The organism is Streptomyces sp. NPDC001020 (genome assembly GCF_053599115.1).
This window is the reverse complement of record NZ_JBSFLQ010000035.1, coordinates 52,743-78,702: the sequence shown is the minus strand read 5'-3', so window position 1 is coordinate 78,702 and position 25,960 is coordinate 52,743. Positions and strand designations below refer to the sequence as shown.

21 protein-coding genes and 2 pseudogenes are annotated in these 25,960 nt (G+C 70.6%); 7 read left to right on the top strand and 16 right to left on the bottom strand.

Features of this window, described 5'->3' with window-relative positions; translation table 11 throughout:
* Positions 1–22 precede the first annotated feature (22 nt).
* Positions 23–811, top strand: coding sequence for a precorrin-6A synthase (deacetylating) (gene cobF / locus ACWDEX_RS28245; protein ID WP_450467038.1), 789 nt, complete (start codon positions 23–25; stop codon positions 809–811).
* Between the two features lie 99 nt (positions 812–910).
* Here cobF and ACWDEX_RS28240 read toward each other — a convergent pair whose 3' ends face one another.
* Positions 911–1,657 carry a cobalt-precorrin-6A reductase gene (locus ACWDEX_RS28240; RefSeq protein ID WP_450467037.1) on the bottom strand — a complete coding sequence of 249 codons (747 nt, stop codon included), beginning with the start codon at positions 1,655–1,657 and terminating at the stop codon, positions 911–913.
* Positions 1,658–1,798: 141 nt separating this feature from the next.
* Here ACWDEX_RS28240 and ACWDEX_RS28235 point away from each other — a divergent pair, with 141 nt between their 5' ends.
* Positions 1,799–2,575, top strand: a complete 777-nt coding sequence (locus ACWDEX_RS28235; RefSeq protein WP_450467036.1) for an HAD-IIA family hydrolase — start codon at positions 1,799–1,801, stop codon at positions 2,573–2,575.
* A 121-nt stretch (positions 2,576–2,696) separates the two neighbouring features.
* On the opposite strand, the gene ACWDEX_RS28230 is transcribed toward ACWDEX_RS28235, so the two are convergent.
* The 8 genes and pseudogenes from ACWDEX_RS28230 to ACWDEX_RS28195 all read right to left on the bottom strand — a co-directional run bounded on the left by ACWDEX_RS28230 (position 2,697) and on the right by ACWDEX_RS28195 (position 11,831).
* Positions 2,697–3,884: a thiolase family protein gene (locus ACWDEX_RS28230; protein ID WP_450467035.1), complete on the bottom strand. Its 1,188-nt coding sequence runs from the start codon at positions 3,882–3,884 to the stop codon at positions 2,697–2,699.
* Between the two features lie 270 nt (positions 3,885–4,154).
* Positions 4,155–4,647: pseudogene (locus tag ACWDEX_RS28225) on the bottom strand (N-acetyltransferase family protein).
* Positions 4,648–4,701: 54 nt separating this feature from the next.
* Positions 4,702–4,875: a hypothetical protein gene (locus ACWDEX_RS28220; RefSeq protein WP_450467034.1), complete on the bottom strand. Its 174-nt coding sequence runs from the start codon at positions 4,873–4,875 to the stop codon at positions 4,702–4,704.
* 421 nt (positions 4,876–5,296) lie between these two features.
* A pseudogene (locus tag ACWDEX_RS28215) lies at positions 5,297–5,632 on the bottom strand (nucleotidyltransferase); the annotation flags it as partial.
* Between the two features lie 309 nt (positions 5,633–5,941).
* Positions 5,942–6,175, bottom strand: coding sequence for a hypothetical protein (locus ACWDEX_RS28210; RefSeq protein WP_450467033.1), 234 nt, complete (start codon positions 6,173–6,175; stop codon positions 5,942–5,944).
* Between the two features lie 105 nt (positions 6,176–6,280).
* Positions 6,281–7,771 (bottom strand): SDR family NAD(P)-dependent oxidoreductase, encoded by a 1,491-nt coding sequence (locus ACWDEX_RS28205; protein WP_450467032.1) that lies wholly within the window; start codon positions 7,769–7,771, stop codon positions 6,281–6,283.
* A gap of 225 nt (positions 7,772–7,996) precedes the next feature.
* Positions 7,997–9,358 (bottom strand): wax ester/triacylglycerol synthase family O-acyltransferase, encoded by a 1,362-nt coding sequence (locus ACWDEX_RS28200; protein ID WP_450467030.1) that lies wholly within the window; start codon positions 9,356–9,358, stop codon positions 7,997–7,999.
* Positions 9,359–9,503: 145 nt separating this feature from the next.
* On the bottom strand, positions 9,504–11,831 hold the full coding sequence (locus ACWDEX_RS28195) for a GH92 family glycosyl hydrolase (protein WP_450467029.1): 2,328 nt from the start codon (positions 11,829–11,831) through the stop codon (positions 9,504–9,506).
* Positions 11,832–12,244: 413 nt separating this feature from the next.
* On the opposite strand from ACWDEX_RS28195, the gene ACWDEX_RS28190 reads away from it, so the two are divergent.
* Positions 12,245–13,360 carry a DMT family transporter gene (locus ACWDEX_RS28190; protein ID WP_450467028.1) on the top strand — a complete coding sequence of 372 codons (1,116 nt, stop codon included), beginning with the start codon at positions 12,245–12,247 and terminating at the stop codon, positions 13,358–13,360.
* Between the two features lie 54 nt (positions 13,361–13,414).
* Here the strand turns inward: ACWDEX_RS28190 and ACWDEX_RS28185 are convergent, their stop codons facing one another.
* Positions 13,415–14,581, bottom strand: coding sequence for a transglycosylase family protein (locus ACWDEX_RS28185; protein WP_450467027.1), 1,167 nt, complete (start codon positions 14,579–14,581; stop codon positions 13,415–13,417).
* 325 nt (positions 14,582–14,906) lie between these two features.
* Here ACWDEX_RS28185 and gndA point away from each other — a divergent pair, with 325 nt between their 5' ends.
* Together gndA and ACWDEX_RS28175 are read left to right on the top strand one after the other, a co-directional pair.
* Positions 14,907–16,346 carry an NADP-dependent phosphogluconate dehydrogenase gene (gene gndA, locus ACWDEX_RS28180; protein WP_450467026.1) on the top strand — a complete coding sequence of 480 codons (1,440 nt, stop codon included), beginning with the start codon at positions 14,907–14,909 and terminating at the stop codon, positions 16,344–16,346.
* Between the two features lie 884 nt (positions 16,347–17,230).
* Complete coding sequence (locus tag ACWDEX_RS28175; RefSeq protein WP_450467025.1) at positions 17,231–18,460, top strand: FAD-dependent oxidoreductase; 1,230 nt, start codon at positions 17,231–17,233, stop codon at positions 18,458–18,460.
* 638 nt (positions 18,461–19,098) lie between these two features.
* On the opposite strand, the gene ACWDEX_RS28170 is transcribed toward ACWDEX_RS28175, so the two are convergent.
* Positions 19,099–19,311, bottom strand: a complete 213-nt coding sequence (locus tag ACWDEX_RS28170; protein ID WP_450467024.1) for a hypothetical protein — start codon at positions 19,309–19,311, stop codon at positions 19,099–19,101.
* A gap of 406 nt (positions 19,312–19,717) precedes the next feature.
* On the opposite strand from ACWDEX_RS28170, the gene ACWDEX_RS28165 reads away from it, so the two are divergent.
* Both ACWDEX_RS28165 and ACWDEX_RS28160 read left to right on the top strand, forming a co-directional pair.
* Positions 19,718–20,818 (top strand): hypothetical protein, encoded by a 1,101-nt coding sequence (locus ACWDEX_RS28165; RefSeq protein WP_450467022.1) that lies wholly within the window; start codon positions 19,718–19,720, stop codon positions 20,816–20,818.
* Between the two features lie 242 nt (positions 20,819–21,060).
* The gene (locus ACWDEX_RS28160) at positions 21,061–21,441 is read left to right on the top strand and encodes a peptidase inhibitor family I36 protein (RefSeq protein ID WP_450467020.1); all 381 of its coding nucleotides are present in this window, start codon (positions 21,061–21,063) and stop codon (positions 21,439–21,441) included.
* Positions 21,442–21,552: 111 nt separating this feature from the next.
* Here ACWDEX_RS28160 and ACWDEX_RS28155 read toward each other — a convergent pair whose 3' ends face one another.
* The 5 genes from ACWDEX_RS28155 to ACWDEX_RS28135 are packed head-to-tail and all read right to left on the bottom strand — an operon-like array spanning position 21,553 to position 25,949.
* On the bottom strand, positions 21,553–22,017 hold the full coding sequence (locus ACWDEX_RS28155) for a hypothetical protein (RefSeq protein WP_450467019.1): 465 nt from the start codon (positions 22,015–22,017) through the stop codon (positions 21,553–21,555).
* A gap of 1 nt (position 22,018) precedes the next feature.
* The gene (locus ACWDEX_RS28150; protein ID WP_450467017.1) at positions 22,019–23,617 is read right to left on the bottom strand and encodes an acyl-CoA synthetase; all 1,599 of its coding nucleotides are present in this window, start codon (positions 23,615–23,617) and stop codon (positions 22,019–22,021) included.
* A 20-nt stretch (positions 23,618–23,637) separates the two neighbouring features.
* On the bottom strand, positions 23,638–24,474 hold the full coding sequence (gene hcaB, locus ACWDEX_RS28145; protein ID WP_450467015.1) for a 3-(cis-5,6-dihydroxycyclohexa-1,3-dien-1-yl)propanoate dehydrogenase: 837 nt from the start codon (positions 24,472–24,474) through the stop codon (positions 23,638–23,640).
* Positions 24,471–25,328: an alpha/beta fold hydrolase gene (locus ACWDEX_RS28140; RefSeq protein WP_450467014.1), complete on the bottom strand. Its 858-nt coding sequence runs from the start codon at positions 25,326–25,328 to the stop codon at positions 24,471–24,473. The genes hcaB and ACWDEX_RS28140 overlap by 4 nt, the downstream gene beginning before the upstream one ends.
* Positions 25,329–25,373: 45 nt before the next feature.
* Positions 25,374–25,949 carry a 3-phenylpropionate/cinnamic acid dioxygenase subunit beta gene (locus ACWDEX_RS28135; protein WP_450467013.1) on the bottom strand — a complete coding sequence of 192 codons (576 nt, stop codon included), beginning with the start codon at positions 25,947–25,949 and terminating at the stop codon, positions 25,374–25,376.
* Positions 25,950–25,960 lie beyond the last annotated feature (11 nt).

Below are 25,960 nucleotides of genomic sequence, written 5' to 3'. Positions count from 1 at the left end.
GGCGTACGGCAGACTCTGAGTCGTGCGGAAAATTCATGTCATCGGCATCGGGGCGGGCGACCCCGACCAGCTGACCCTGCAGGCGGTCAAGGCGCTGAAGAGCACGGACGTGTTCTTCGTCCTCGACAAGGGCGAGGTGAAGTCGGATCTCACCCGGCTGCGCCGTGACCTTCTCGACGCACACCGGCCGGAGGGGGCTTACCGCCTGGTCGAGGCACGTGACCCGGAGCGCGACCGGGCCGCGGGCGGCGCGGCCTACTCCCCCGCCGTCGGTGACTGGCGCTCGGCGCGCGCCGGTATCTACGAGCGGCTGATCGCCGAGGAGCTGGGCGAGGAGGACACCGGTGCGTTCCTGGTGTGGGGCGACCCCGCGCTGTACGACAGCACACTCGGCATCCTGGAGGAGGTCCTGGACCGGGGCGCGGTGACGTTCTCGTACGACGTCGTGCCGGGTATCAGCAGCGTCTCGGCGCTCGTCGCGAAGCACCGCACGGGGCTCAACCGGGTGGCCCGGCCCGTGCAGATCACCACAGGCCGCCGTCTCGCCGAGGGCTTCCCGGAGGGGGTGGACGACGTGGTGGTGATGCTGGACGCTCACCAGGCCTTCCGGCGGTATGCGGACCAGGACATCGACATCTATTGGGGCGCCTACATAGGCACGCCGGACGAGATACTCGTCTCCGGCCCCCTGGCCGAGACCGCCGAGCGCATCGAGCGGCTGCGCGCGGAGGCCCGGGAGCGCAAGGGCTGGATCATGGACACGTATCTGCTGCGCAGGCATCCGCAGGGCCGCGGCCAAGCGGCCGAGTAGCGGCGGTACGGCCGCCCGGGCGGCCGGTCCCCGCTCGTGGGCACGGCCCACCGGTGCGTTCGCGCCCCTGCGACGATCACCGCGCAGGGCACGCGTTCGTCATCCGGGGCCGAGTCCCAACCTGGCCAGCGCGCCGGCCACGTCCGGCACCGTGGTCACGCCCGCGGGCAGGGGCGGGCGGCGTACGACGACCACCGGGAGGCCGAGAGCCCGCGCGGCCGTGAGTTTGGCCGCCGTCGCCGCTCCACCGCTGTCCTTCGTCACGAGCACGTCGATACGGTGCTCGCGCAGCAAAGCCGTCTCTCCTGCGGCCGTGAAGGGCCCGCGGGCCAGCAGCACCTCCGTATCCGGCGGCATGGGGGGCTCGGGCAGCTCCACCGAGCGTACGACGAAGTGGAGGTCTGCCAGGTGGGCGAAGGCCGCGATCCCCAGTCGGCCGGTGGTGAGGAAGACGCGTCGGCCGAGCGGTGGCAGCAGATTCGCCGCTTCAGCGAGCGACGCCGCCTCGTGCCAGCGGTCTCCGGAGCCCGCGCTCCAGCCGGGCCTGCGCAGCACGACGGTGGGAACTCCGGTGATCGCCGCGGCACGGGCAGCGTTCGCCGTGATGCCGACGGCGAACGGGTGCGTGGCGTCGAGCACCGCGTCCACGCGGTGCTCGCGCAGCCAGGCGACCATACCCTCCGCGCCGCCGAAGCCCCCGACGCGTACGTCCCCGTCCAGCGCCCTGGGCCGGGACACCCGCCCGGCCAGGGACGTGGTCACCCGGACGCCGGTGCGGGAGGTCAACAGGGCGGCGAGTTCGCGTGCCTCGGCGGTGCCGCCGAGGACCAGGACATGCGGGATCATGACGTCGAGGGTACGGGCGGCGGTGTTCGTCGCCGACGGGGTGATCAAGACTGTGGTGGCGCCCTTGTCCTGAGGGGCGGGGCCTCCTGGGCGAGCGCGCGGCACGCGCCGTATCCCCACCGCCGTCGTTATCGTCCTGCCATGGACTCAGTGCGTGCCGTGCTCATCGACATCGACGGCGTCCTCACCGTCTCGTGGCGGCCACTGCCGGGAGCGGTCGAGGCACTGTGGGAGATCCGCGACCGGGGTCTCGCCGTCGTCCTGGTCACCAACACGACGTCCCGCACCCGCGCGTCGATCGCCGGGACCCTCTCGGCGGCCGGTTTTCCGGTGGCTGCCGAGGACATCCTCACCGCGCCCGCCGTCACGGCCGCGTACCTCGCCGACCGCTGTCCGGGGGCGCGGTGTTGGCTGCTCAACAGCGGGGACATCCGGGAGGACCTCGTCGGTGTCCGTGTCGTCGAAGACGACACCGTCCCGGATGTCGTGATCGTCGGCGGTGCCGGCCCCGAGTTCGACTACACCGCTCTCAACCGCGCCTTCGGCCACCTCCAGCAGGGTGCCCGGCTGGTCGCCATGCACCGCAATCTGTACTGGCGCACCGACCGCGGATTGCAGCTCGACACGGGTGCGTTCCTGCTCGGGCTCGAGAAGGCCGCGCGCACGGAAGCGGAGGTCACCGGCAAGCCGTCGCCCGCGTTCTTCGAGACGGCGCTGGCCCGTCTCGGGGTCGGCGCCGACCGGGTGTTGATGGTCGGCGACGATATCGAGTCCGATGTACTCGCGGCGCAGCGCGCCGGCATCGCCGGGGTGCTCGTCAGGACCGGCAAGTACCTGCCGGAGGTCCACCGGGCCGCGAGCGGCGAGCCCGACCACGTCCTCGACTCCTTCGCGGACCTGCCCGCGCTGCTCCGGTAAGCCGCCGGACTCGTTCAGCTCGGCAGCAGTTGGACGGCAGTCACCGTTCTGCCGGGCCTTCGGCAGGGCGGCGGGTCGGCCGAAGGTCTCGCATGTGCATGCCTGGATTGGTGACGTACCTTCAGGGCCGCTCGACGAGCATCGCGCTGCCCTGCCCGACGCCCACGCACATCGTCGCAAGCCCGCGGGCCGCGCCGGTGCGGCGCATGCGGTGGAGCAGGGTCGTCAGGATGCGCGCGCCCGAGCAGCCGAGGGGATGGCCGAGGGCGATGGCACCACCGGTCGGGTTGACCAGCTCCGGGTCGATGCCGAGACGGTCGACACAGGCCAGGGCCTGGGCGGCGAACGCCTCGTTGAACTCGGCCTCCTGGAGGTCGCCGATGGTCCAGCCGGCGCGCGCCAGGGCCTTCTGGGTGGCGGGGACGGGGCCGATGCCCATCACATCCGGGTGGACGCCGGCCGAGGTGCCGGCGACGTACCGGCCGAGGGACTCGAGGCCCAGTTCGTTCAGCGCCTCCTCGCTGACGAGCAGGAGTCCGGCCGCGCCGTCGTTCATGGGTGAGGCATTGCCGGCCGTGACCGTGCCGCCCTCGCGGAACACCGGCTTGAGACGGGCGAGCTTCTCGGGCGACGTGTCCTCGCGTACGCACTCGTCGGCTTCGACCACGATGCCGTCCGGCCTGGTCACCGGCAGGAGTTCGGCGTCGAAGCAGCCGTCCTTGCGGGCGGCGGCGGCACGCTGGTGGCTGCGCAGCGCGAAGTCGTCCTGGCGTTCGCGCGAGACGGCGTACCGCTCGGCGACCTCCTCCGCGGTCTCCCCCATGGACAGCAGGCCGTGCAGGTCGCGCATCGCCGGGTTGACCAGGCGCCAGCCGAGGCGGGTGTCGACGGTCTCCATGCGGTGCGGCAGGGCCTCGTCGGGGCGGGGCAGGACGAAGGGGGCGCGGCTCATGGACTCGGAGCCCCCGGCGAGCACGATGTCGGCCTCGCCCGCGGCGATCGCGCGGGCTGCCATGGTCACCGCCTCCAGGCCGGAGGCGCAGAGCCGGTTGACGGTGGCGCCCGGCACGGAGTCCGGCAGGCCGGCGAGGAGGGCGGCCATACGGGCGACGTTGCGGTTGTCCTCGCCGGCCTGGTTGGCGGCGCCCCAGTAGACGTCGTCGATGCGGGCCGGGTCGAGGATGGGCACATCGGCTACCAGGCCTCGGATGACGGTGGCGGCCAGGTCGTCGGGCCGTACGCAGGACAGTGCGCCGCGCAGTTTGCCGATGGGGGTACGACGGGCCGCGGCGAAGTGGACGGAACGCACGAGGTACTCCTGACCTGCCTCAGAGTTAATTAGCGCTGCTAGTTTTGGACTATAGACCGCCGGGTGGTCCGCTGGGAAGATCCGCGGCTCCCGGCGTCGCCGGCCGTCGAGGAGACCGCGACCAAGCAACGACAACGACGCGGAGATCCGGGAGGCGCACCAGACCGCGCATGATGGCAACCGCCAACAAGGGCAAGAAAGTTCGACCTTCGCACTCAACTCCCGTCGGCCACCCCAGCCGGTGATTCACCACCGCCTACCAGGCCGGCCTCACAGCGCCCGGTGCATGACATGCAGCCCGACCCTCCCGAACCGGGGGTGGTCGTACGCGTCCGGAACCGTGCCCAGGATGGTGAAGCCCAGAGACGTCCACAGCCTCACCGCGGGGTTGGTCTCCACGACCGCGTTGAAGACCATGCCGCGGTAGCCGAGGGATTTCGCCGCGGCCAGGACGTACTCGGCCAGAGCTCGTCCGACGCCGCGGCCCGCACAGCCCGGGTCGACCATGAAGCCGGCGTTGGCGATGCCCGCGGCGGTGGCCCCCGTAGTTCGGTGTGCTCGGTGTGACGTAGGCCGAGCCGACAACCGCTCCGGTGTCGTCCTCGGCGACGTACACGCGTTTGGCCGGCGCCATCCACAGCGCGCGAGCCGCTTCCTCGGTGGTGTCCGGGTCCCATGCGTAGGTTTCGCCGGCGGCGACGATCCGGTGCCAGAAAGGCCAGATCCGCGGCCAGTCGTCGGCCGCGGCTTCCCTGATCAGCATGGACGTGAGCCTGGCACGCCCATGCCGTCAGCGATCACAACGAATCCCGCAAGGTCAGTCGACACTCGGCAGGATATGGGGCTCGGCGAGGTCGTCCTCGTAGCCGGCCAGCCGGATGGGGGCCGACCTGGCCCACACGTCCAGACTGCCGAGCTTCTTCTCCGTCCGTCGGCCCCCGTCCGCACGTTCCTTGGGACGCTGATTGCGATTGGTCTTCTCCGGTGTCACCGCGCACTCCTTATGTGTCGGGTAACCCTCGGGACGTAGCCCAGTCCGCCACTGTGCCTCTAACGTCCGCTCGGGTCTGAGTCGAAAACAGGTCGGACGCGGTGGCGTCGGCAACTCATACGAGAGCAGGCCGTGGTGACCGGCATGTCCCGGGACGGACCGTGGGTGTGGGTGGGACCCCAAAAGTTGTCCGCCACAGACCAGATTAACCAAATGAGCGGGAGCCCGCTCGATGGGGCTGGAACAACCGGGTAACCGTCGCGCACCTCCCGCCCCCATTCAGCCTTATTCTTAACCACTTTGATGGCAATCGCCCTATTTGAAACCACCCGTTCGGCTCAACCATCGAACTGTTCACCGAGCCGGCGTCACGCGTGTACGGATCGACGCGCAGTCTGCGGCCGGTTGGGCACCGGGGAAGGGCGTGCTTGGCGGAACGCTTGCGGGTGTCCGCGGAGAACGAACTGTCGCCACGGGCTTCAAGACGCCTGAACTGCTGGGTCGCATAGCCGAGACAGGCGTCGCGGACACGCTTGGCACACAGGAAGGACGCACGGATACCGATCAGCTCGTCACCGAGCGGTGTCCGTACCTCGTACAACTCGGCCGGGAGCCACATGGGTTCCATGGCGGTCGGGTTGCCGCCGAGGGCGAGCCTGCACCACTTCGCGGCCTCGTGCAGGGTGCGGTCGGGGGCCGTGCTGACGTGCGACTCCTTGGGCAGGCGCAGGCCGTGCAGCTTCTCGGTGGGCACCGCGAGCGATGGGTTCCACCGGCGCCGTGGCATTTCATTGTGGTGTCGGACGGGGCTGCGGTCACCGGGTTTTCCCGGTGGGCAGCCTGGTCTCCTGCCGGCCGGCCATGGCCCCGTGCACCCAAGGCGTCACGTCCGGACCTGAGACACGTACCGGTCCGGGCCTCAGGGTGGACCGGGGACGGCGGCGCCGACCTGCCGGGCGACGGCGGAATCGCGTCGGGGACGGCGTACGCCCCGGAGAACTCACTCTCCGGGGCGTACACCCCGACGGGCTGCGTTCACACGCGCCCTGTCACCTGCTGTGACCCCTCAGGGGAACAGCGCGATGCCGGCAAGGACCACCACGATGATGCAGACGACCAGCGCGACAGTGGCCCAGGTCCCGCGGTGTTTCAACTGGGCCCTGGGCTCGCCGCCGCGTGGCCGGTCCTCCGGCAGTGCGTGGCCCGGCGGACGGTCCGCCTCGTAGAACTGCTCGTCGCTTGGATAGACGTTGCGAGGGTCCTCGGCGGCACGTGGATCGATCTCGTGTGGTTCGGCCATGGGAACTCCTCCCGCGGTGGTACTCACCAGGGACCGAGTTCCCGGCCGGCGCCGGGCGACACATTCAGGAGCGTCGCCTCGCCGCCTGCGGGGCCACTTCCGGGCTTACCACTTCCCGGGCGCGTAGTCCTTCAGGAAGACGCCGTACAGGTCCTCGCCCTGCTCGCCGCGCACAATCGGATCGTATACCCGGGCCGCGCCGTCCACGAGGTCGAGCGGGGCGTGGAAGCCCTCCTCAGCGAGGCGCACCTTGTCCGGGTGCGGACGCTCGTCGGTGATCCAGCCGGTGTCGACGGCGGTCATCAGGATGCTGTCCTTCTCGAACATCTCCTGCGCACTGGTGCGCGTGAGCATGTTCAGGGCGGCCTTCGCCATGTTGGTGTGCGGATGGCCGGCACCCTTGTAGCCGCGGTTGAAGACGCCCTCCATCGCGGAGACGTTCACGATGTACGTACGCCGGGCCGAAGAGGCGGCCATGGCGGCGCGCAGGCGGCTGATCAGGATGAAGGGCGCCGTGGAGTTGCACAGTTGGACCTCCAGCAACTCGATGGGCGTGACGTCCTCCACCGCCTGGACCCAGCTGTTGCTGTCGTGCAGGTCGGGGACGAGACCGCCCGCGTCGATCGCCGTGCCCGCCGCGATGCGTTCCAGCGACGCCGAACCGGAGACCAAGGCCAGGTCGGTGACGTCCTGGGCGGTGAGCGCGCCGTCCCCGGCGACCGGGAGCGCCGGCACGGCCCCGGAGCCGAACGTGCCGATCACCTCGGCCGACGGGAGCTCGCCCGCCGGCAGCGGGGCGGACTCGGCGGCCACCAGTTCGCTGTAGGCCTGCGGGGAGCGGCGTACGGTCTGCGCCGCGTTGTTGATCAGGATGTCCAGCGGACCCTCGGCGGCGACCGAGTCGGCCAGCGCCACCACCTGGGCGGGGTCGCGCAGGTCGATGCCGACGATCTTCAGCCGGTGGATCCACTCGTCGCTGTCGGGCTGGGCCTTGAAGCGGCGGATCGCGTCGTTCGGGAACCGGGTGGTGATCGTGGTGTGGGCGCCGTCGCGCAGCAGGCGCAGCGCGATGTACATGCCGATCTTGGCGCGACCGCCGGTGAGCAGCGCCCGCTTGCCGGTGAGGTCGGCCCGGGCGTCGCGGCGGGCACGGTTCTCGACGGCGCACTTCGGGCAGAGCTGGTGGTAGAAGTAGTCGACCTCGACGTAGCGGCTCTTGCAGACGTAGCAGGAGCGCGGGCGCTGGAGTATTCCCGCGACTCGGCCGGCCTCAGTGATCGACGACGGCAGGATGCCCTCGGTCTCGTCGTCGATGCGCTGTGCGGATCCCGTCGCCGTGGCCTCGGTTACCGCCTTGTCGTGGGCGGTCTTGGCGGCGCGGCGCTCCGAGCGGCGGCGCTGCTTGACCATGCGGTAGATGTGCGAGGTCGCCCGACGCACCTTGATCGCGTCGGGGTGGTCGACCTCGAGCTCCTCGAGCTCTTCGAGCACGCCGAGGCAGACGGCCAGGCGCTCCGGGTCGATGCCGGGGCCGTACGACACCCCGTCCGTGGCCGCCGGGCCGCTGCCCACCAGGCCGTCCTCAGTCACCGTCATAGCGCTGCCGTTCCTCGCTCACCCGCGCAGCGCTCCGACCGCGCTCGCTTTCGAACAGAGAATTTTACGGAGCGGCGGGCGGGTCTCCAAACCCGAGTTGATCAAGGGAGCGGGTGGTGACCGGCGAACGGTGCTGGAGGCGCGGATGCCGGGGCGGCCGCGGCGGGGACGACAGCTCAGTCCCACGCCCCGGGCCGCCGCCACCTGCCCCCGCGGCACAGCCGTTCATGTGCGGCAGGCCACCAGCAGCGTCTCCACCTCCTCCGACACCGCGCGCGCCAGCCGACCGAGGTCCGGCACCGCCCGACCGTCGGCGACCAACCCGTAGTGGACGCGGCCGCGGTACGTCGAGATCGCCACCGCCAGGGACTGGCCGCGGGCCAGCGGGGCGAGCGGATAGATCTCGGTGAGCGGATTGCCGCCGAGACGCAGGCCGAGACTGGGTAGCGGCACACTGGTGACCAGGATGTCGAACCAGAGCCGGGCGGCCTGGCTGACCAGTGGCCCGCCCAGCCGGTGCCCCAGCGCGGGCACGTGGTCGGCCAGCAGCGCGACGGCGCCCGCGCCCCGGTTGGGCCCCGCGTCCTTGTTGCGATCCATGGCCGTGCGCACCGTCCGCAGCCGCGTCAGCGGGTCAGGGTCGTCGACCGGGAGCCGTATCAGATAGCCGGAGAGCCGGTTGCCCTGTGGATGGGCGGTGCGGGGTCGGCGCTTGGAGACGGGGATCAGGGCGCGGGGCGCGACCCCCGCGCTGCCGTCGCCGCGTTCGTTCAGCCAGCGGCGCAGGGCGCCCGCGACGACCGCGATGAGGACGTCGTTGACGGTGCCGCCCGCCGACTTGCGCACCCGGTGCACCTCGTCGAGGTCGATGACGACGCCGGCGGTGCGGCGGGTGCCGCTGGGCTCGGAGGTGAAGGCGGACGAGGAGCGCATACCGAGCGTGGACAGGGCGACGGAGGCACCGATGTCCAGGGCCCGGCCCACGTCCGCGAGGGTGCCGCGGAGCAGCCCGGGGAGTTTGCGGACGTCCGGGAGGAGGCCACGCGCGGGTTCGGGGGGACGCGGGCGGGGCTCCGGCATGTCCATCGGGTCCATGACGGCGGCCGCGAGCGTCAGGGCACGCAGTCCGTCGGCGAGCGCGTGGTGGAACTTGAAGAGGACGGCGAACGAGGTGCCCGACTCCCCCGGCAGGACGTGCGCCTCCCACGGTGGCCGTCCACGCTCCAGCGGACGCTCCAGGAGCCGGCCGGCGGCGGCGTGGAAGTCGGCGGTGGGGGCGTGCAGCCGTACGTGGTCGAGCGGGTCGAAGTCGGGGACGGGTTCCCGGGCCGCGCCGCCGAGGGCGAGCGGGAGCCGTACGTCGGCGAGATCGCGCGGGAGGCGTACGTCCGGAAGCCAGACGTCGCGGATCCGCATGCGCAGTCCCGGCACGGCCGCGGCCCGGACCGCCAGCAGATCGGCGGCGTGGGCGCCCGCGGTCGGTGAGTGGCAGGGGAAGACGCCGAGGGCACCGAGGTGCATCGGGTGACGGGCGGACTCGATGTTCCAGAATGCGAGGTCGAGTGGCGCGAGCAGGTCAGAAGTCAAGGGCTTGCCTCGCGTCGACGGGGTGGGAAGCAAGAAGTCAACCTCCGACAGCCAATTACGGTCAAGTACGATCAGGCTACGTACAGTTAACGGCAGATTGAATCCCGCCTCTCCGAAAGAGGCGGGACTCATGAGGCACACGAGGTCACTTCAGTGCAGGTGGCGCGGCATCCGGCGCCGTACCCCACCCGGACGGCCGCGCGCCGACCGTGAACTCCAGCACACCCAGACGGCGCAGCGCTTCGGTCGTGACGTACGTCCGCTCGTAGGCAGAGCCGTCGACGCGCACCCCCTGGATGTACCGGTCGCCGTCCGACCTGCCCGGCGCCGTGATGGTCAGCCGGCCGCGCGGGTAGTACGCCCGGTCAAGGGCCAGATCGACCCGGTCGAAGACCGGCGTGGTCAGGCCCCAGGTGGGGTAGCCGGGCTGTACCGGGAAGATACCGATGGACGACAGCACGTTCCAGGCGGACATCGTGCCGAGGTCGTCGTTGCCCGTCATACCGGTGGGCCCGTCCGTGAAGAGGGTCAGCGCCGCATGCACCACGTCGGTCGTCTTCCACGGCCGACCGGTCCACAGGTACGCGTACGGCGCGATCAGGTCGGGCTCGTTCTGCGGGTTGTACTTGTCCGCGTTGTAGTAGGCGTACGCGCCGTTCACCCACACTTCGCGCGCGGTCTTCGCCGGTTCCTTGAGGAGTCGGTCGTAGGCGAAGAAGGCGTCGAGACGGTCACTGGCAGCCTTCTCACCGCCGATCAGGCGGATCATGCCGCGCAGGTCCTGCGGCACCAGCCACTGGTACTGCCAGGCCGTGCCCTCGTGGAAGCCCACGCTCCTGGCCGGGTCGGCCGGCCCAGCGAAGGCGCCGGAGGTGTCCCGGGCGCGGACGAAGCCGGTCGAGGGGTCGAGAACGTTGCGGTAGTTCCGCGACCGGGCGGCATAGCGTGCCGCGTCCGCCCGATGGCCCAGGCTTCGGGCCATCTGCGCGAGCATCGCGTCCGACAGCGCGTACTCCAGCGTCACCGACCCGCCGTGGTGATAGTCGGAGTCGCCGGGCTTGGCATACGGGCGGCCCTTGACGTAGGGGGCGAAGCCGTGCGCGATGTACTCGCGGTTGGACTCCCGGCCGGTGTACATGGTGTCGGCGGGCGGCACGCCGTCTGCGTTCCTCCTGAGCGCGCGGTAGGCGCGCTCCTCGTACCCCTTGAGCAGCCCCTGCTGGTAGGCGTTGGTGAGGAACGGGGTGACCGGGTCGCCGCTCATGATGTTCGTCTCCACCGGACCGTAGCCCCACTTGGGCAGCCAGCCACCCTGCTCGTCGACCTTGAGCAGGGAGATCGCCATGTCGCGCGACTCGTGCGGTGCGAGCAGGGACAGGAGCTGGCACTGGGTGCGGTAGGTGTCCCACAGCGACCAGTTCTGGTAGTACGTGAACCCCCGCGCCCGGTGGATCTTCTGGTCCCAGCCCTTGTAGCGGCCGTCGGCGTCACTGCCGATGTTCGGCGCGAGGAAGGACCGGTACAGGGACGAGTAGAAGGTGGTGCGCAGGGTGTCGCTGCCGCCTTGGACCTTCACGTCGGCCAGACGGTCCTCCCAGGCGCGGCGAGCGGCCTCCCGAACCCCGGAGAACGAACGCCCCTTCGTGGCGGCGAGGTTGACGGCGGCGCCGCGCGCGTCGACGTAGGACAGCGCGGTGGTCGCCTCGACCGTACGGTCTTTCGTCGTGTCGAACGTGACGTACGCACCGTTGCGCCCGGGGCCGGACGACTTTCTCGCACCCGGGGTGATCGAGTCCTGGTACCACGTCCCGTGCGCGGTGAAAGGCCGGTCGAAACGGGTGACCGTGTACACCGTGTAGGGCCGGGTGGAGCGGCAGAAGCCACTGCCCGTGATCTCCGTGCGAACGGTGCGGTCGTCGAGGATCTCGACCTTGGACGAGACGTTCTTGTGCAGTGACTGGCCGGTGTTGAGCAGCACGTTCGCCTTGTCGGTGGCCGGGAACGTGTAGCGCTGCACGCCGGCCCGCTCGGTGGCGGTCAGTTCGGCCTCGATGCCGGTGTCGAGGCGGACCCGGTAGAAGCCGGGGCTCGCCTGTTCGTGTGCGTGGCTGAACTTCGCCGCGTACTTGGCGTAGTCGGTCTCGGTGACGTCACCCGTCGTGGGCAGCACGGGCAGGTCGCCACCGATCGGGCAGCCGACACCGGAGAGATGGACCAGGGAGAAGCCGCGGATCGTGTGCCGGCCGTAGTCGTAACCGGTCCGGTGTCCGGTGTCCGGTGAGAACTGCACCATGCCGAAGGGCGCGGCGGTGCCCGGAAAGGTGTTGCCTTCGTTCTGGGAGCCGATGAAGGGGTTGACCAGGTCGGTGAGACTGCCGCCGCTCGGCTCGGCGTGGGTCGCCGGCAGCGGGAACAGCGCCGTGGCGGCCACCGTGCCCGCGGCGGCGAGGCGCAGGCGCCGGGTCCATCTCATCTCGGAAGACCTCCGGAAGATCGACGTCGTTGCCCACATGGTGCTGGCGGAATGTCAGTTTTGCGGGGAACCGGGGGAGTTACCCGGCCACGCGTCGCGGATCAGGCCTGGTACACGGCCCGCGGGCGCGCCGCGTCCGGCTTACGACCTGGGGGGCAATAGGGAGCGGGCGGCTCGGACAGGGCTCGGACGTGGCGGAGTTGTGAGGCACAGCCACCGGCAACAGACCGTGGCGCCCACCGTCACCAGCCTTGGAGATGATGGTCGTACAGCAGTACTCCATCGGCAGTATGACCCAATGGGTGCTCAGGTACGACGACGGGAACCGCGGCACACGGCATCGTGTTGGCTATGACATCCGACCGCCCGCCGTGCTGGGCCCGCCGCTCCGGCCTCCTGCAGGGGAGCCGCTCATGAGCGCCCTCGCGTTGTCCGTGCTCCTGTCGCTCGTCTCCGCCGTCGCCTACGCGGGCGGAGCGATCGTGCAGGAACGGGTGGCCGCGTCCTCGCCGGGCCAGCCTTTTGCTCCGCTGCGCCGGCCGGGCTGGTGGGCCGCCGTCACGTTGAACGGTCTCGGCGCGCTGCTGCACGTCGTGGCGCTCGCCTACGGTCCGTTGAGCCTGGTTCAGCCGCTGGGCGCACTCACCATCGTGTTCGCGCTGCCGATGGCCGCCCTGTTCGTGGGCCGCAAGGCCGGCGCGACCGCCTGGCGGGGCGCCGTCATGGCGACGATCGGTCTGGCGGGTCTGCTCTCCCTGGTCGTCGCGTCCGACGCTCGGTCACTGAGCAACGCCCAGCGTGTGACGGTGGCGCTGGTCACCGTCGGTAGCGTCGTGGCCCTGATGGTCGCGGCCCGTGCGGCGCACCGTCATCCGGCGGTGCGCAGTGTGCTGCTGGCGGTCGCGTCCGGTGCTGTGTTCGGCATGTCGTCGGTGTTCACGAAGACGGTCGCAATGGACTGGACGAGCGGGGTCTCCGGCGACGATCTGCCGAGCCTGGCGGTGATAGGCGTCTTCGCGACGGCGGGCATGCTGCTGTCGCAGGCTTCCTACCGCGGCGCGGGACTCGCGGCGCCGCTGGCCACGCTGACGGTCGTGAATCCGGTGGTGGCGGCCGTGGTGGGCATCGTCATGTTCGGGGAGACCTTCCGCGGCGGCACCACCGGCACCGCGCTCGCGCTGGGCTGCGGAGTCATCGCCGCGGGCGGACTGATCCTGCTGACCACGGAGCGGATCAGCGGCGAACAGCGTGCGGTGGCTTCCACCGGGGCCGTCACGGAGCCCATCACGGAAACCATCACCGCGGCGGAGCCCGTCGGGGAACTCCTGGCGTCGGTACCCGTCCGGCCGACGGCCCCGGCGGAGGAGGACGTGCTGGTAGCGGCGTCGTTCGGAAAGGGCGGGTACGAGGGCGAGGGTGGGCAGCCGGCCCACCACGACAAGTCGCTCTGCCTCTACTTCCCCTTCTACAGTGGCATGTTCGCGCCGGCGTCCTCGCCGGACCGGCGTCGGACACGCGTCAGCTCCTGACCGGACCGCGGTCCTCGTGGCCTGCCCAGCGGACGCCGCTCCGGCCCGCACGCGTCAGACCCCGACACCGCCCGCCCGGAGATAGGCGATCGGATCGATGTCACTGCCGAACTCGGGCCCGGTGCGCACTTCGAAGTGCAGGTGTGGGCCCGTGCTGTTGCCCGTGGAGCCGGAACGGCCGATGCGCTGGCCGGACACCACGCTCTGCCCGTCCTTCACGGAGATCGCCGACAGATGGGCGTACTGCGTGTAACGGCCATCGGCGTGCCGGATGACCACCTGGTAGCCGAAGGAGCCGCCCCAGCCGGCACTGATCACATGCCCGGCCGCCACCGCCTTCACCGAGGTGCCGGTGGGCACGGGGAAGTCGACGCCGGTGTGGTAGCCCTTCGACCAGGCGGAACCCGCGGCGCGGTACGGCGTGCCCAGCCCGGCGTTCACCGGAGCGGCCAGGGAGTGGGTGGTGGTGGCGTGGCCGGAAGTCCTCTTCTTCGTGGACGACTTGTGGGTCGGCGTGGACGTCGACGGCTCCGCGTGTCTCGTCACCTTGGTGTGCAGGTCCAGCCGCTGGCCCGGCAGGATCATGTCCGGGTCCGCACCGATCGTCGCGCGGTTGGCGGCGTACAGCTGGTGCCAACCGCCCCGGACGTGGTGGCCGTCGGCGATGCCGGAGAGCGTGTCACCGCGCACGACCGTGTACGTCTCGGCGGTGCCCGCCTGGGACTGCGGCGTGATCTGCGGTTTCACGTCACGTACGGAGCGCTTGGCGGCCTGCGTGGACAGGCCTCGGGTGCCGGAAACGTCCGCGGTGGGGGTCCCTTCGCCCGAGCCGGGACGGGTGTGGGAATGGGTGAGGCCCGCGCGGACCGAACAGGCGGGCCAGGCGCCGGGGCCCTGCCCCTTGAGGACCTTCTCGGCCACGGCGATCTGCTGGTCCTTGGTGGCCAGATCCGCACGGTGGGCGTACGCCGTTCCGCCGTAGGCCTCCCAGGTGGACTGTGTGAACTGCAGTCCCCCGTAGTAGCCGTTGCCCGTGTTGATGCTCCAGTTGTGGCTCGACTCGCAGGCGGCGACCTTGTTCCAGGTGTCCACGTCGGCCGCCTGCGCGACTCCGGCGCCGATGAGCGGGATCGCCACGCCGGCGCTGCCCGCCGTGACGGTGAGCGAGGCGCGGTTGATCCTTGTCGGCTGGTACCGGCGGTGCCGACCGCGTACGGCCATGGAGACCCCCTCGGCGTGCGTCAGGAGGGGCAAAAGTTAGCGCTGCAAACAGACCATGACAAGACGGCAATCAGCCTCTCCGTCGAACCAACCGACCGGGATCCGGCACGCGTTGACGCCGCCTGGGAAACGGCTGGAGCCGGGCCCCTCCGGTTCCTCGTCGCGGGGCATCCGGACATGCGAGGGGCGTACCGGCACGTCGCGATGGTCACCGGACCATACTGACGAGCACGACCGGCACGACTCAGCACTCACCACTTGTCGAGGACGTCTTCAGGACCGAACCGGCACTGCCGATTCCAGGATCTCTAGGAGCAATACCGCCATGAGCACTTCAGCGCAGATCGGTGTTTCGGGACTCGCGGTCATGGGCCGCAACCTCGCCCGCAACTTCGCGCGCAACGGCTACACCGTCGCCCTGCACAACCGGACCGTGTCCCGCACGCACGACCTCGTGAAGGAATTCGGACACGAGGGCGACTTCGTGCCGACCGAGACCGCGGAGGAGTTCGTGGCGGCGCTGGAGCGGCCCCGGCGCCTGATGATCATGGTGAAGGCGGGTGAGCCGACCGACGCCGTGATCCAGGAGTTCGCGCCGCTCCTGGAGCCCGGTGACATGATCATCGACGGCGGCAACGCGCACTTCGCGGACACCCGCCGCCGGGAGAAGGAGCTGCGCGAGCGGGGCATCCACTTCGTGGGCACCGGCGTCTCGGGCGGTGAGGAGGGCGCTCTGCACGGGCCGAGCATCATGCCCGGCGGCTCCACCGAGTCGTACGACTCCCTCGGGCCGATGCTGGAGAAGATCTCCGCGAAGGCGAAGGACGGCGCGCCGTGCGTGACCCACGTCGGTCCGGACGGTGCCGGCCACTTCGTGAAGATGGTCCACAACGGCATCGAGTACGCCGACATGCAACTGATCGGCGAGGCCTACCAGTTGCTGCGTGACGTCGCCGGCCGCTCCCCCGCGCAGATCGCGGAGATCTTCCGCACCTGGAACACCGGCCGGCTGGACTCGTATCTGATCGAGATCACGGCGGAGGTGCTCTCCCACGTGGACGCGGCGACCGGGAAGCCGTTCGTGGACGTGGTCCTGGACCAGGCGGAACAGAAGGGCACGGGCCGCTGGACCGTGCAGATCGCGCTCGACCTGGGTGTGCCGGTGTCAGGCATCGCGGAGGCGGTGTTCGCCCGCTCACTGTCCGGACACAGGGCGCTGCGCGAGGCCTCGCGCAGCCTGGCCGGACCGAAGGCCGCACCGCTGGGCGAGGCGGAGGCAGCGGCCTTCGCGGACCGCGTGGAGCAGGCGCTGTACGCCTCGAAGATCGTGTCCTACACCCAGGGCTTCCACGAGATCACGGCGGGCAGTGAGGAGTACGACTGGAACATCGACCTCGGCAAGGTGGCGTCCATCTGGCGCGGCGGCTGCATCATCCGCGCGGCATTCCTGGACCGTATCCGCGCCGCCTACGACGTCCGGGCGGACCTGCCGAGCCTGCTGTCGGACAAGACATTCGCGCAGGAGATCGCCGACGCGCAGGACGACTGGCGCGAGGTCCTCGTCGCCGCGACCCGTCAGGGCGTCCCCGCACCGGGTTTCGCCGCGGCGCTCGCCTACTACGACGCCCTGCGCGCCCAGCGGCTGCCGGCCGCGCTCACCCAGGGGCAGCGGGACTTCTTCGGGGCGCACACGTACCGGCGGACGGACCGCGCGGGCTCGTTCCACACACTGTGGGGCGGGGACCGCTCGGAGGTCGAGGCGTAGTTCGTACCCGTAGTCACGGTGGCCCGGCGCACCCGCACCGGGCCACCCTGCTGCCGGAGGGAACCGTCCTTATTTCAGTGGCGGCCCCGGTTCCGGTTCGGGAACAGGGTCCGGGCCCGGCGGTCGGGGGATCGGGGACGGGGGTGGCTCGGGGGTGGGGCGCGGCTCCGGACCGGGTGGGGGTTCCGGGACCGGCTGCGGTTGGTCGGGGCCCGGGCCGGGGAGAGGGCCGGGTCCTGGGGGCGTGGGACCTGGCGGCGTCGGAGGCGTAGGACCCGGCGGCGTGGGCGCGGGTCCTGGCGGCGTCGGCGCGGGTCCGGGCTCGGGGCCCGGTTCGGGGCCTGGTTCGGGGATCGGCTCCGGTCCCGGGGTCGGTCCCGGTCCGGGGGGCGGTCCCGGCTGTGCGGGATCGGGGAACGGATGCGTCATCGTGTCCTCCAGCCAGTCATCGCATGGGCCCGGATTTTTCCCACGGGTACCGTGCCTCCGTGCCGGTACTCGCTCCGTCGCGGGACACGGGAGAACCGGGTGGGGCACGCGGCGGGCCTACGCCGCGCACGGCCGCGGTTCCTGGGGCGCACGTCGACACGCGCTCGGCGGCGTTGTCCCGGATCGGGAGACCGTCGGTTCCAGGGTGCTCCCCCAGCGTAAGTCGGACGTCTTACCTCAGGGACAAATACCCCGCCGGGTATTTGACGCTCTTCCGGACGCCTTCGTAGACTCACCGGCATAACCCCCCGGGGTATCTCAGAGCCTGATCACCCGACGCCACCCCTCGGTCTCACCCACGCAGACCGGCGCTCGCACTGGCAGCCCTGAACCGCGGACCGCGCCAGACAACGATCCACCTCCAGACTCAGGGTCAGACGGAAAGGATCTCCACCATGGTCGCCAGCCCCTCACCGCACGACAAGGCCATCGCCGGCCGACACCGCGTCGCCGTGATCGGCGGCGGCAGCGCCGGGATCAGCGTCGCGGCCCGCCTGCGCCGTGCCGGCGTCACCGACATCACCCTCGTCGAACCGTCCGACACGCACTGGTACCAGCCACTGTGGACCCTGGTCGGCGGCGGTCAGGCGTCCTTGCGCAGCACCCGCCGTTCCGAGGCGTCCGTCATCCCCGACGGAGTGCGCTGGATACGTCGGCACGCCCTCGCCGTCGACCCCGACGCCCACACCGTGACGTTGTCCGGCGGCGGCGAACTCGCCTATGAGTACCTCGTGATGGCCCCCGGGCTGCAACTGGACTGGGACGCCGTGCCCGGGCTCGCCAAGGCGGTGGGACATGACCGGGTGAGCAGCAACTACGCACCGGAGTACGCCCCGCGCACCTGGGACCTGATCAAGGGGATGCGCTCCGGCACGGCCGTGTTCACGCACCCGGCGACGCCTCTCAAGTGCGGCGGCGCACCGCAGAAGATCGCGTATCTGGCCGCCGACCACTGGCGCAAGCAGGGGGTCCTCGACCGGATCCGGATCATCCTCGTCATTCCCGACCCCGTCCTGTTCAAGGTGCCCGAATGGTCCCGCACCCTGGAACGGGTCGCCGCCCGGTACGGCATCGAGGTGCGGCTGCGGTCGGAGATGACCGCCGTGGACGGCGACCGCCGCGAGGTCGTGCTCACCGACCACGCGGGCGGTACGGAGGAGACCGTCCGCTACGACTTCCTGCACGCCGTCCCGCCGCAGAGCGCGCCCGACTGGGTCAAGGAGAGCCCGCTCGCCGACCCGGCGAGTCCCCTGGGGTTCGTCGCCGCGGACAAGCACACGCTGCGGCACCCGCAGTACCCGGACGTGTTCGCGCTCGGCGACGTGGCGAACCTGCCGACCTCCAAGACCGGCGCGGCCGTGCGCAAGCAGGCACCGGTCGTGGCCGCGAACCTGCTGGACGTGATGAAGGGCAAGACCCCGACGGGCCGGTACGACGGCTACACCTCCTGCCCGCTGGTGACCGCGCGCGACCGGATGCTGCTCGCCGAGTTCGACTACGACCTGAAGCCCTCGCCCACGTTCCCGCTGATCAACACCTTCAAGGAGCGGCGCGACATGTGGGTGTTCAAGCGGTACGTGCTGCCGCCGGTGTACTGGCACGGCATGCTCACCGGCCGCCTGTGACCGGCCGGCCCGGGTTTCCCCTGCCCGGGCCGGCCTCTGACCTGCCCGGACACCCGGTGGATGCCTCCCTGAGCGAGGATGGAGGGGAGGGAGCCGGACAATGGCACGGATGCTCGTCAAGGGTGACGACGTGGTCGTACGCCTGTCGTGGTGGGAGAAGGCGGCGGCGCGCCACGGTGATGTGCGCCTGCCGCTGACGGCGGTGTGCCGGGTGACCGTGGAACCCGACTGGTGGCGCGCGCTGCGCGGAGGCTCCCGGCGAGGCGTGTGGATTCCCGGAGCTGTGTGCGTCGGCACGCGTGCCCATCACGGCGGGAAGGATTTCGTTGTGGTGCGGCCCGGCAGGCCCGTCGTGTGCGTCGAACTCCGGCCCCCCGCGCCGTTCCGTCTTCTCGCCGTTTCCGTGCGGTACGGCCCGCAGGCCGAGGCCACGGCACGAGGGCTCCGCAGGGCCGCACCGGAGGTCGACACATCCACGCCATGGCGGCAGCCGCTTCCCGTGCCCGAGGAGGAACCGGCAGGGGGCGCACCGGCCGGGCGAGAGCTGTCGGCTCCCACACTCGGGAACCATGAGGGCACGGGCCGGGAAAGCCCCGAAGACCCGGCCGCGCACATGGCCCGGGGTCCCGGGCCAGGCATCACCGGGCGCAGCCGACGTCCAGCACTTCGATCACGTCCCCGTGAATGATGTACACGAGCCAGCACCATTCCCCGAACGCCGCGGCAAGGTCCGGGACCTGTGCCTCCGGATCCCTGGCCACAGCGTCGATGAGCTTGATGATCTCCTCGTGCACATCGTCCGGGACGTCGAACAGCACGTCGGCAGCCCGTTGGATCAGTTCGACTTTCACTTCGCCCCCCGGGGAGGGAAGGAGCTGCACATCGGTGCGGAGCCGCTGAGCGCACTCCACGCGGGCTTGTGGATGACTAGGACCAGAATCCCCCCGGACACGATGAATCCACCACTCGACCGGTGGATCTCCCGGGCCGAACACCGTCGGACGCCGCGTCACCCGAACGGCTTCTCCTCGGGTGAGTGCGCCCCACAGGAAGCCGTGCCCGCCTGGCCGGGCCGGCCGACGCGGCCGCCCCTGGTGACGCCGCCCGTATGGAGGACCGGGAGCGGCCGACTCCGCAGGCGATCTTCGGCGACCTTCCGCAGGATGGGTTCCGGTTGCCCGGCCACAGCGATGGACGGCGGGCAGCCCTTCTTCGCGCGCGGCTGTGTGCCGCACCCGATCCCACCAGGAGCAGCTCATGGCAGCGATGACGGATGTGCTGATACCGGCGTTGGAGGACACCCGTGAGGCCCACGCCGCGGTCGTCGACCGATTCCGGATGGATGCGACCCTCACACCGCCGGGCGTCCAGCGGCAAAGACTGGAACGCCGGGCCGCCGAGGCTCAAGATCACCTCGAGCGCATCGAGGACCGCGTGCGCGAGATACGCCCGGCCCGCGGACTGTTCTCCGCTGCCGCGCAGTTGACGCGGTTCGTGACCCGTGGCGCAGTACGGGCGGCCGCGCTGCCGGTGAAGGCGGCTGTGCTGACCGTGACGGAGACGGCGCGCGGTCGGCAGCCGGCCGGTGAGCGCCGCCTGCTGAAGAACACCGAGGACGCGTACGCCGTCGCGGCCCGCGCCCTGGCCACCTGCCGGGCTGGGAAGAACATCGCCGAGCAGTTCCAGGACCAGGAGACCGCCGACCTGCTGGCCATGCTGTGCCGCCAGGACGAGCGGATTCTGGAGAGCCTCGAGGAGGATCTCGCCCAGCGGGCAAGGGCCGTGGCGGCAGCCACCGACGGCCACCGTCCGCCCCAGCCCCGGGCAGCCGACCGCCGCAGGCTGCTGGGCGTGGTCAGGCGCAGGGTACGCGCGGCCGTGGCCCGGCTGCGGTCCGTCTTCCGAAGAGGCACCAGACACGCGGCGAACGCAGCAGACGGCGCCCTACGAGGGGTGCCCGACGTCACCCACCTGGCCGAGAAAGTGCATGGCGCGGTCGCCCGCGATGCCGACCTGCCCATCCCCGGCTTCAGCCAACTCGGCATCACGGAGATCCAGCAGCGTCTGCGTGGCCTGTCCCAGACGGAACTGACGGTGATCGAGGGCTACGAACGCGCCCACGCGGGCAGGCCCGGGGTGCTGCACGCCATCGGGCACCTCCGCGAAGCCGAGCCCTGGGCCGGATACGACGCCATGGGTCCGGAACGCATCAAGACGCAGCTGCGGGACGTCTCCGACCACGTGGTCCGGCAGGTGCTGGAGTACGAGCGGCACCACCGTCAACGCGACACGGTGATCAACGCGGCCAAGGGTGCGCTCCGGGCCACGCCTGCGCAGTCGCGCGGCGGACAGCCCTGAGCCGGATACGACGCCGAGACCCCCGGCGAGATCGCCGACCCCCCGTCCCGCCATACCAGTTGCGCTACGGCGCCACGGCTCCAGGCTGTCCGATTTCCCCTCAATGGGCGATTTACCGGCGTTGTCCTTGCTCTCGGCTTTGCCGCTGTGGCCTCCTCTTGAGCAGATGATCCCGCTGAACCTCCCCGTCCCGGGTGGCATGACCGGCCCGGAGACCGCCGGGAGGAGAAGGAGCCCATGGAATGCGTCGTATCCGCTCGTTCGCCCTTGCCTCGCTCGCGCTGGCCGCAGCCCTCGGCACCGTACCCGCCGCGGCCGCGGCCCCCACGAGCACGGCCCACCGGGCCAGTTACAGCTGTGCCCCGGGGCACTTCTGCATCTACAGCGACTACAACGGCGGGGGAACCCGCTGCCAGTGGCAGCAGTCCAGCAAGGCGAACACCGCCGACGACTGTTCCTTCATCCGGAGGGGGCAGAACGTCCGCTCCCTGTGGAACGGAACAGGCCACCGGATGCAGTACTACACACAGACCAACTACAACCACCGCGTCGGCTCCACCCCGGCCGGCGCGGGAGGCAACCTGATGGGCAACTACCAGATCCGTTCCTTCAAGCCCCAGTGACACCCCATGCCTGCCGGCCGTCGGTGAGTGGTGAAGCCCGGCCCGGCACCGCGAGCACCCATGGACTCCTCGTGGAGTCCATGGGTGGGCAGCGAACACGAAGGGCTCCGCTCAGGTCCCCGGCAGGTGTTCCAGGTCCATGTCGATGGCGCTGACCCAGTCCGGCTCGGCCACCAGCAGGCTGAGCTGCTGTTCCCCGAGGTCCACATCGACGGCATGACGGAAGCCGGCGGCGGCCGCCACGGCGATGGTGTCCTGGTCGTCCTCAGCGGCCGCGTACACGATCCTCCGGCAGCGGGGATCCGCTGCCCTGACCGCGTCCACGAGGGTCAGAAGCAGTTCCGCCAGGGCGTTGTGCGGGCATCCGCCGTCGATCCGCACCTCCAGATCACGGGCTCCGGCCGGATAGGCCTCCCGGAGCCGCCCGGCCGCGCAGCGCTCCACACGGACACCGATGTCGATGCCCTGCCCGTGCAGGTGCAGGCGCAGGCGGCCCGTGGAGCGCGTCCACGACTCCACCGTGGTCTTCCACCCGCCCGGGATGTCGAGTGCGGGCAGGGAGGGCGCCGCGATCACTTCAGGCCTCCCCGTCGGCCAGGCGGCGGATGGCCACCTTGTCCAGCTTCCCTGAGGTGTTCCGCGGGACGGCGGGCACGAGCTTGAGGCGTCGCGGCAGCTTGTACCGGGCCAGTTGCCCGGCCGCGTAGGAACGGACGTCCTCCAGGGTGATCGTCGCCGGATCCTCCACGGTCAGCACGGCGGCGACGGTCTCGCCCCACTGCTCGTCGGGAACGCCGACGACGGCGACGTCGAGTACCCCCGGCATGGCGGCCAGTACGCGCTCTACCTCCGCCGGGTAGACGTTCTCACCACCGCTGATGATCATGTCCTTGAGGCGGTCCACGATGAACAGGTAACCGTCCTCGTCGAGGTGGCCGATGTCGCCGGAGTGGAACCAGCCCTCGTCGTCGAAGGCCGCCCGGGTCGCCTCCGGGTTCTCCCAGTAACCGACCGTGACGTTGGGGCCGCGGACGACGATCTCCCCGGGCTCTCCGGGCTTCAGCGGCTCGTTGGTGACCGTGTCCACCACGCGGACCTCGGTGAAGGGCATCGGGATGCCGGCGGAGCCGATCTTGTCCAGGGTGCGCTCGCCGGGCAGATGGGTGGCGAAGGGGGCGGTCTCGGTAAGTCCCCACGCCTGCTGGAGCAGCACGCCGTGGGCCGCGTACAGCTCGATGAGCGAGGGCGGTACCGGGGCACCCGCGACCACCACGGACCGCAGATGGCTCAGATCCCGGTCGAAGACACCGGGTACGCGGGCGAGGGCGCCGAACATCTGGGGAACCCCGAACATCGAGTTGACCCGGTGGGTGACCACGTCGTCCAGACACGTCTGCGGGTCGAAGGCGCGGCGGACCACCACCGTGCCGCCGCGCACCAGGGTGCGCAGCACGAAGCTGTTCAGGGCTCCGATGTGGAAGAGCGGGGCGGCGGCGTAGGTGACGTCGCCACGGCGTGTGTCCAGCCGCAGCTCGACGTTGACTGCGTTCCACCAGGCGTTGCCGTGCGTCAGGACGACTCCCTTGGGCACTCCGGTGGTACCCGAGGTGAACATCAGGATCGCCGCGTCATCGGCGTACTTGACGGCCATGGAGGAAGTGGGCAGGGCGGCCGCGAGCAGCGGGGACCAGGGCTCCCAGCCGTCCGCGCCCGTCGTCGGCGCCTCCGGGTCGTCGTCCACGAGGAGGAAGCGGGTGAGACGCGTCCTGTCACGCACCCGTTCGATGCCCGCCCGGTGTCCTTCCTCGCAGACCACGACCGTGGCACCGCTGCCGTGCAGCACACGTTCCAACTCCGGTTCGGCCAATCGGTAGTTGACCGGGACGAAGACGGCGCCGAGCCGGAAGGCCGCCAGCATGGTCACCAGGAAGGCGCCGCTGTTGAGACCGAGGTAGGCGACCCGGTCGCCGTCGGCGACACCTCCTTGTGCCAGCACGGTCGCCAGCCGGGCGGACCGGTCGTCGAGCCGGGCATAGGTGAGGTCGCCGCCCGCATAGCGGACAGCGATGGCATCGCCCTGGTGACGGGCGTTGCGCGCGACGGCGGCGGCCGGGTTGAGGTCGACCCGGAGGCCGGAGTTGAGCGGGTGGGGCGTCGTCGCAGGGGGCGTGGTCACGGTCGGCTCCTCATCGAGCGTCAGAGGTCGTCGCCGCCGGCGGCGCGCGTGAACCCGCGTACGCCGATGCCGCCGTCGACAGAGATCGCGTGCCCGGTGATCGGACCGCTTTGGGCGCGGGAGGCGAGCAGCACGTACGGCCCGGTGAAGTCACGCGGATCCGTGCTGGAGTCGTGCAGCGGGATGGGCGGCGGCGGGGCGTCCGGTCCCTTCTTCGCGAAGGACGCCGAGATCGAGCGGCCGGCCAGAGCCAGGGACTCCGGGCCGCGCAGATCGGTGTTCATACCGCCGCAGGCCACGCCGTTGACACGGACCTTGGGGGCGAGTTCGTAGGCCAGTTCGCGCATCAGGCCCAGACAGGCGTGCTTGCTCGCCGTGTAGAGGGGGCCGCCGCCGTTGACGTAGAACGAGGCGTTGGACAACGTCATGACGATGCTGCCGCGTGTCTTCACCAGCTCGCGCCACGCCGCCTGAGCGGCCAGCAGATACCCCTTGACGTTGACGGAGAAGATCTCGTCGAAGGCTGTGTCCAGTTCCTCGGCACCTAGCCGGGTGAGCTGCCGCTGGTAGTCCCACACCCCGGCGTTGGCGACGAGGGTGTCCAGCTTGCCGAAGCGGTCGACGGTCTCGGCGACGGCCGCTTGGAGCCCCACACTGTCGCGTACGTCGGCCGTGACCGTGTGGACCCGGGACGGATCGGCGGCCGAGCGTACGACCTCGTCCAGCCGATCCTTGTCCCGGCCGAGAACCGTGACCGAGGCTCCCTCGGCGAGGAAGCGTTCGGCGACGGCGCGGCCGATGCCGGATCCGCCGCCGGTGATCAGGGCCGCGTATCCTTCGAGCCATCCGCCGCTCATGCCTGCTCCCTGAGGAATCCGGTGACCAGGTCGTCGAACTCGCGCCGCCGCTCGAGCTGCACCCAGTGGCCGCAGCGGCCGAACACGTGCAGTTGCACGTCCCGGATCTGCTTGAGCATGAGCTGCGCGCCGTCAAGAGTGATCGTACGGTCGTCGCGGCCCCACAGCAGCAGGGTGGGTGCCGTGATGCGATGCAGCTCACGCCAGAGCGGGTCCATGCCGCCGCGCCGGGCGAACGCCGCGTTGTAGCGGTGGTAGAAGGCGATGTGGCTCTCGTCGAGCGAGGCCTCGTAACGGGCCCGTACGACGTCCTCGCCGAACTGCTTGTGGTCGAAGACCATGGTGCGGATGAACGCGGCCATCTTCTTCTCGCTGGGCCCGCCACCGTTGTAGTAGCGGAACATCTCCTTCTGGCCTTCGGTGGGTGTGGGACCGAAGGGCAGCCAGCCGCCGCCGGGCGCCATCAGCACCAGCCGGGTCACCCGCTCCGGGCGCTGCTGGGCCATGGCGAGGGCGGCGGCTCCGCCGAGGCTGTTGCCCAGCAGGTGGAAGGTGTCGATACCGAGGGCGTCGAGGGCCTGGAAGAGGGCGTCCACGGTGATCTCGGTGATCGACCGCTGCTCCAGGTCCTCCTCGTCCGGGCGGTAGCTGTCGCCGAAGCCGGGCTGGTCCGGCAGGACGACACGGAAGTGCCGGGCCAGGGCCGGGAGGTTCTGGAGGTAGTTGCTGACACCGGAGGCGCCGGGGCCGCCGCCGTGCAGCATCACCAGCACGGGTCCTTCACCGGTTTCGGCCACGGCGATCTCACCCAGTGAGGTGGGCACGCGGTGTTGCTTGAGGTCGAGGTCGGTCACGGGATGTCCCATCACAAGGAGGTCGAGGTGGTGCGGGGGTGGTGCTCAGAAGAACGTCGAGATGTTCTTCGCCTGCAGGATGTTCTGCTCGAGGAGGATGGTCCTGCGGGCCACCTGGAGACGGCCGTCGCCGGTGCGGCGCAGGATGTCGGTGCGGCTGCCGGCGAAGACGTTCTCCTCACGCTCCAGCCGGTTGCGGTAGACCAGGAACGCCGAGCGCACCCACAGGTCGTCTTCGGTGAACCCGTCGTGTTCGGCGGGATCCACGTGCCGCACCATCACGTTCGTCACCAGGTGCCGGGTCCGCGAGGGCGGGTCCTCGGCCCAGGCCATGCCGGAGTCGAACCGGCGGATGCGCCAGGCGAGGCTGTCCTTGCTCTCGTCGTAGTAGGCGGCCTCACCCCGCGCGGCCACGGACAGTGCCTGCTGGCGGCGCAGACGGTTGGTGCGCGTCGGCATCCAGTAGTCGAGGTCGTCGGCGAGCAGGTCGAGCCAGTCGGTGTAGCGGCCGGCGTCGAGGAGGTCGGCCTCCTCGTAGTAGAACTGCTCCACCTCGAAGTGCGTGTCGCGGTCGGCGCGCGTCCCGGCGCGTGACCGGATCTGCTCGGTGGCTGTGCTCACGGTGTCATTCG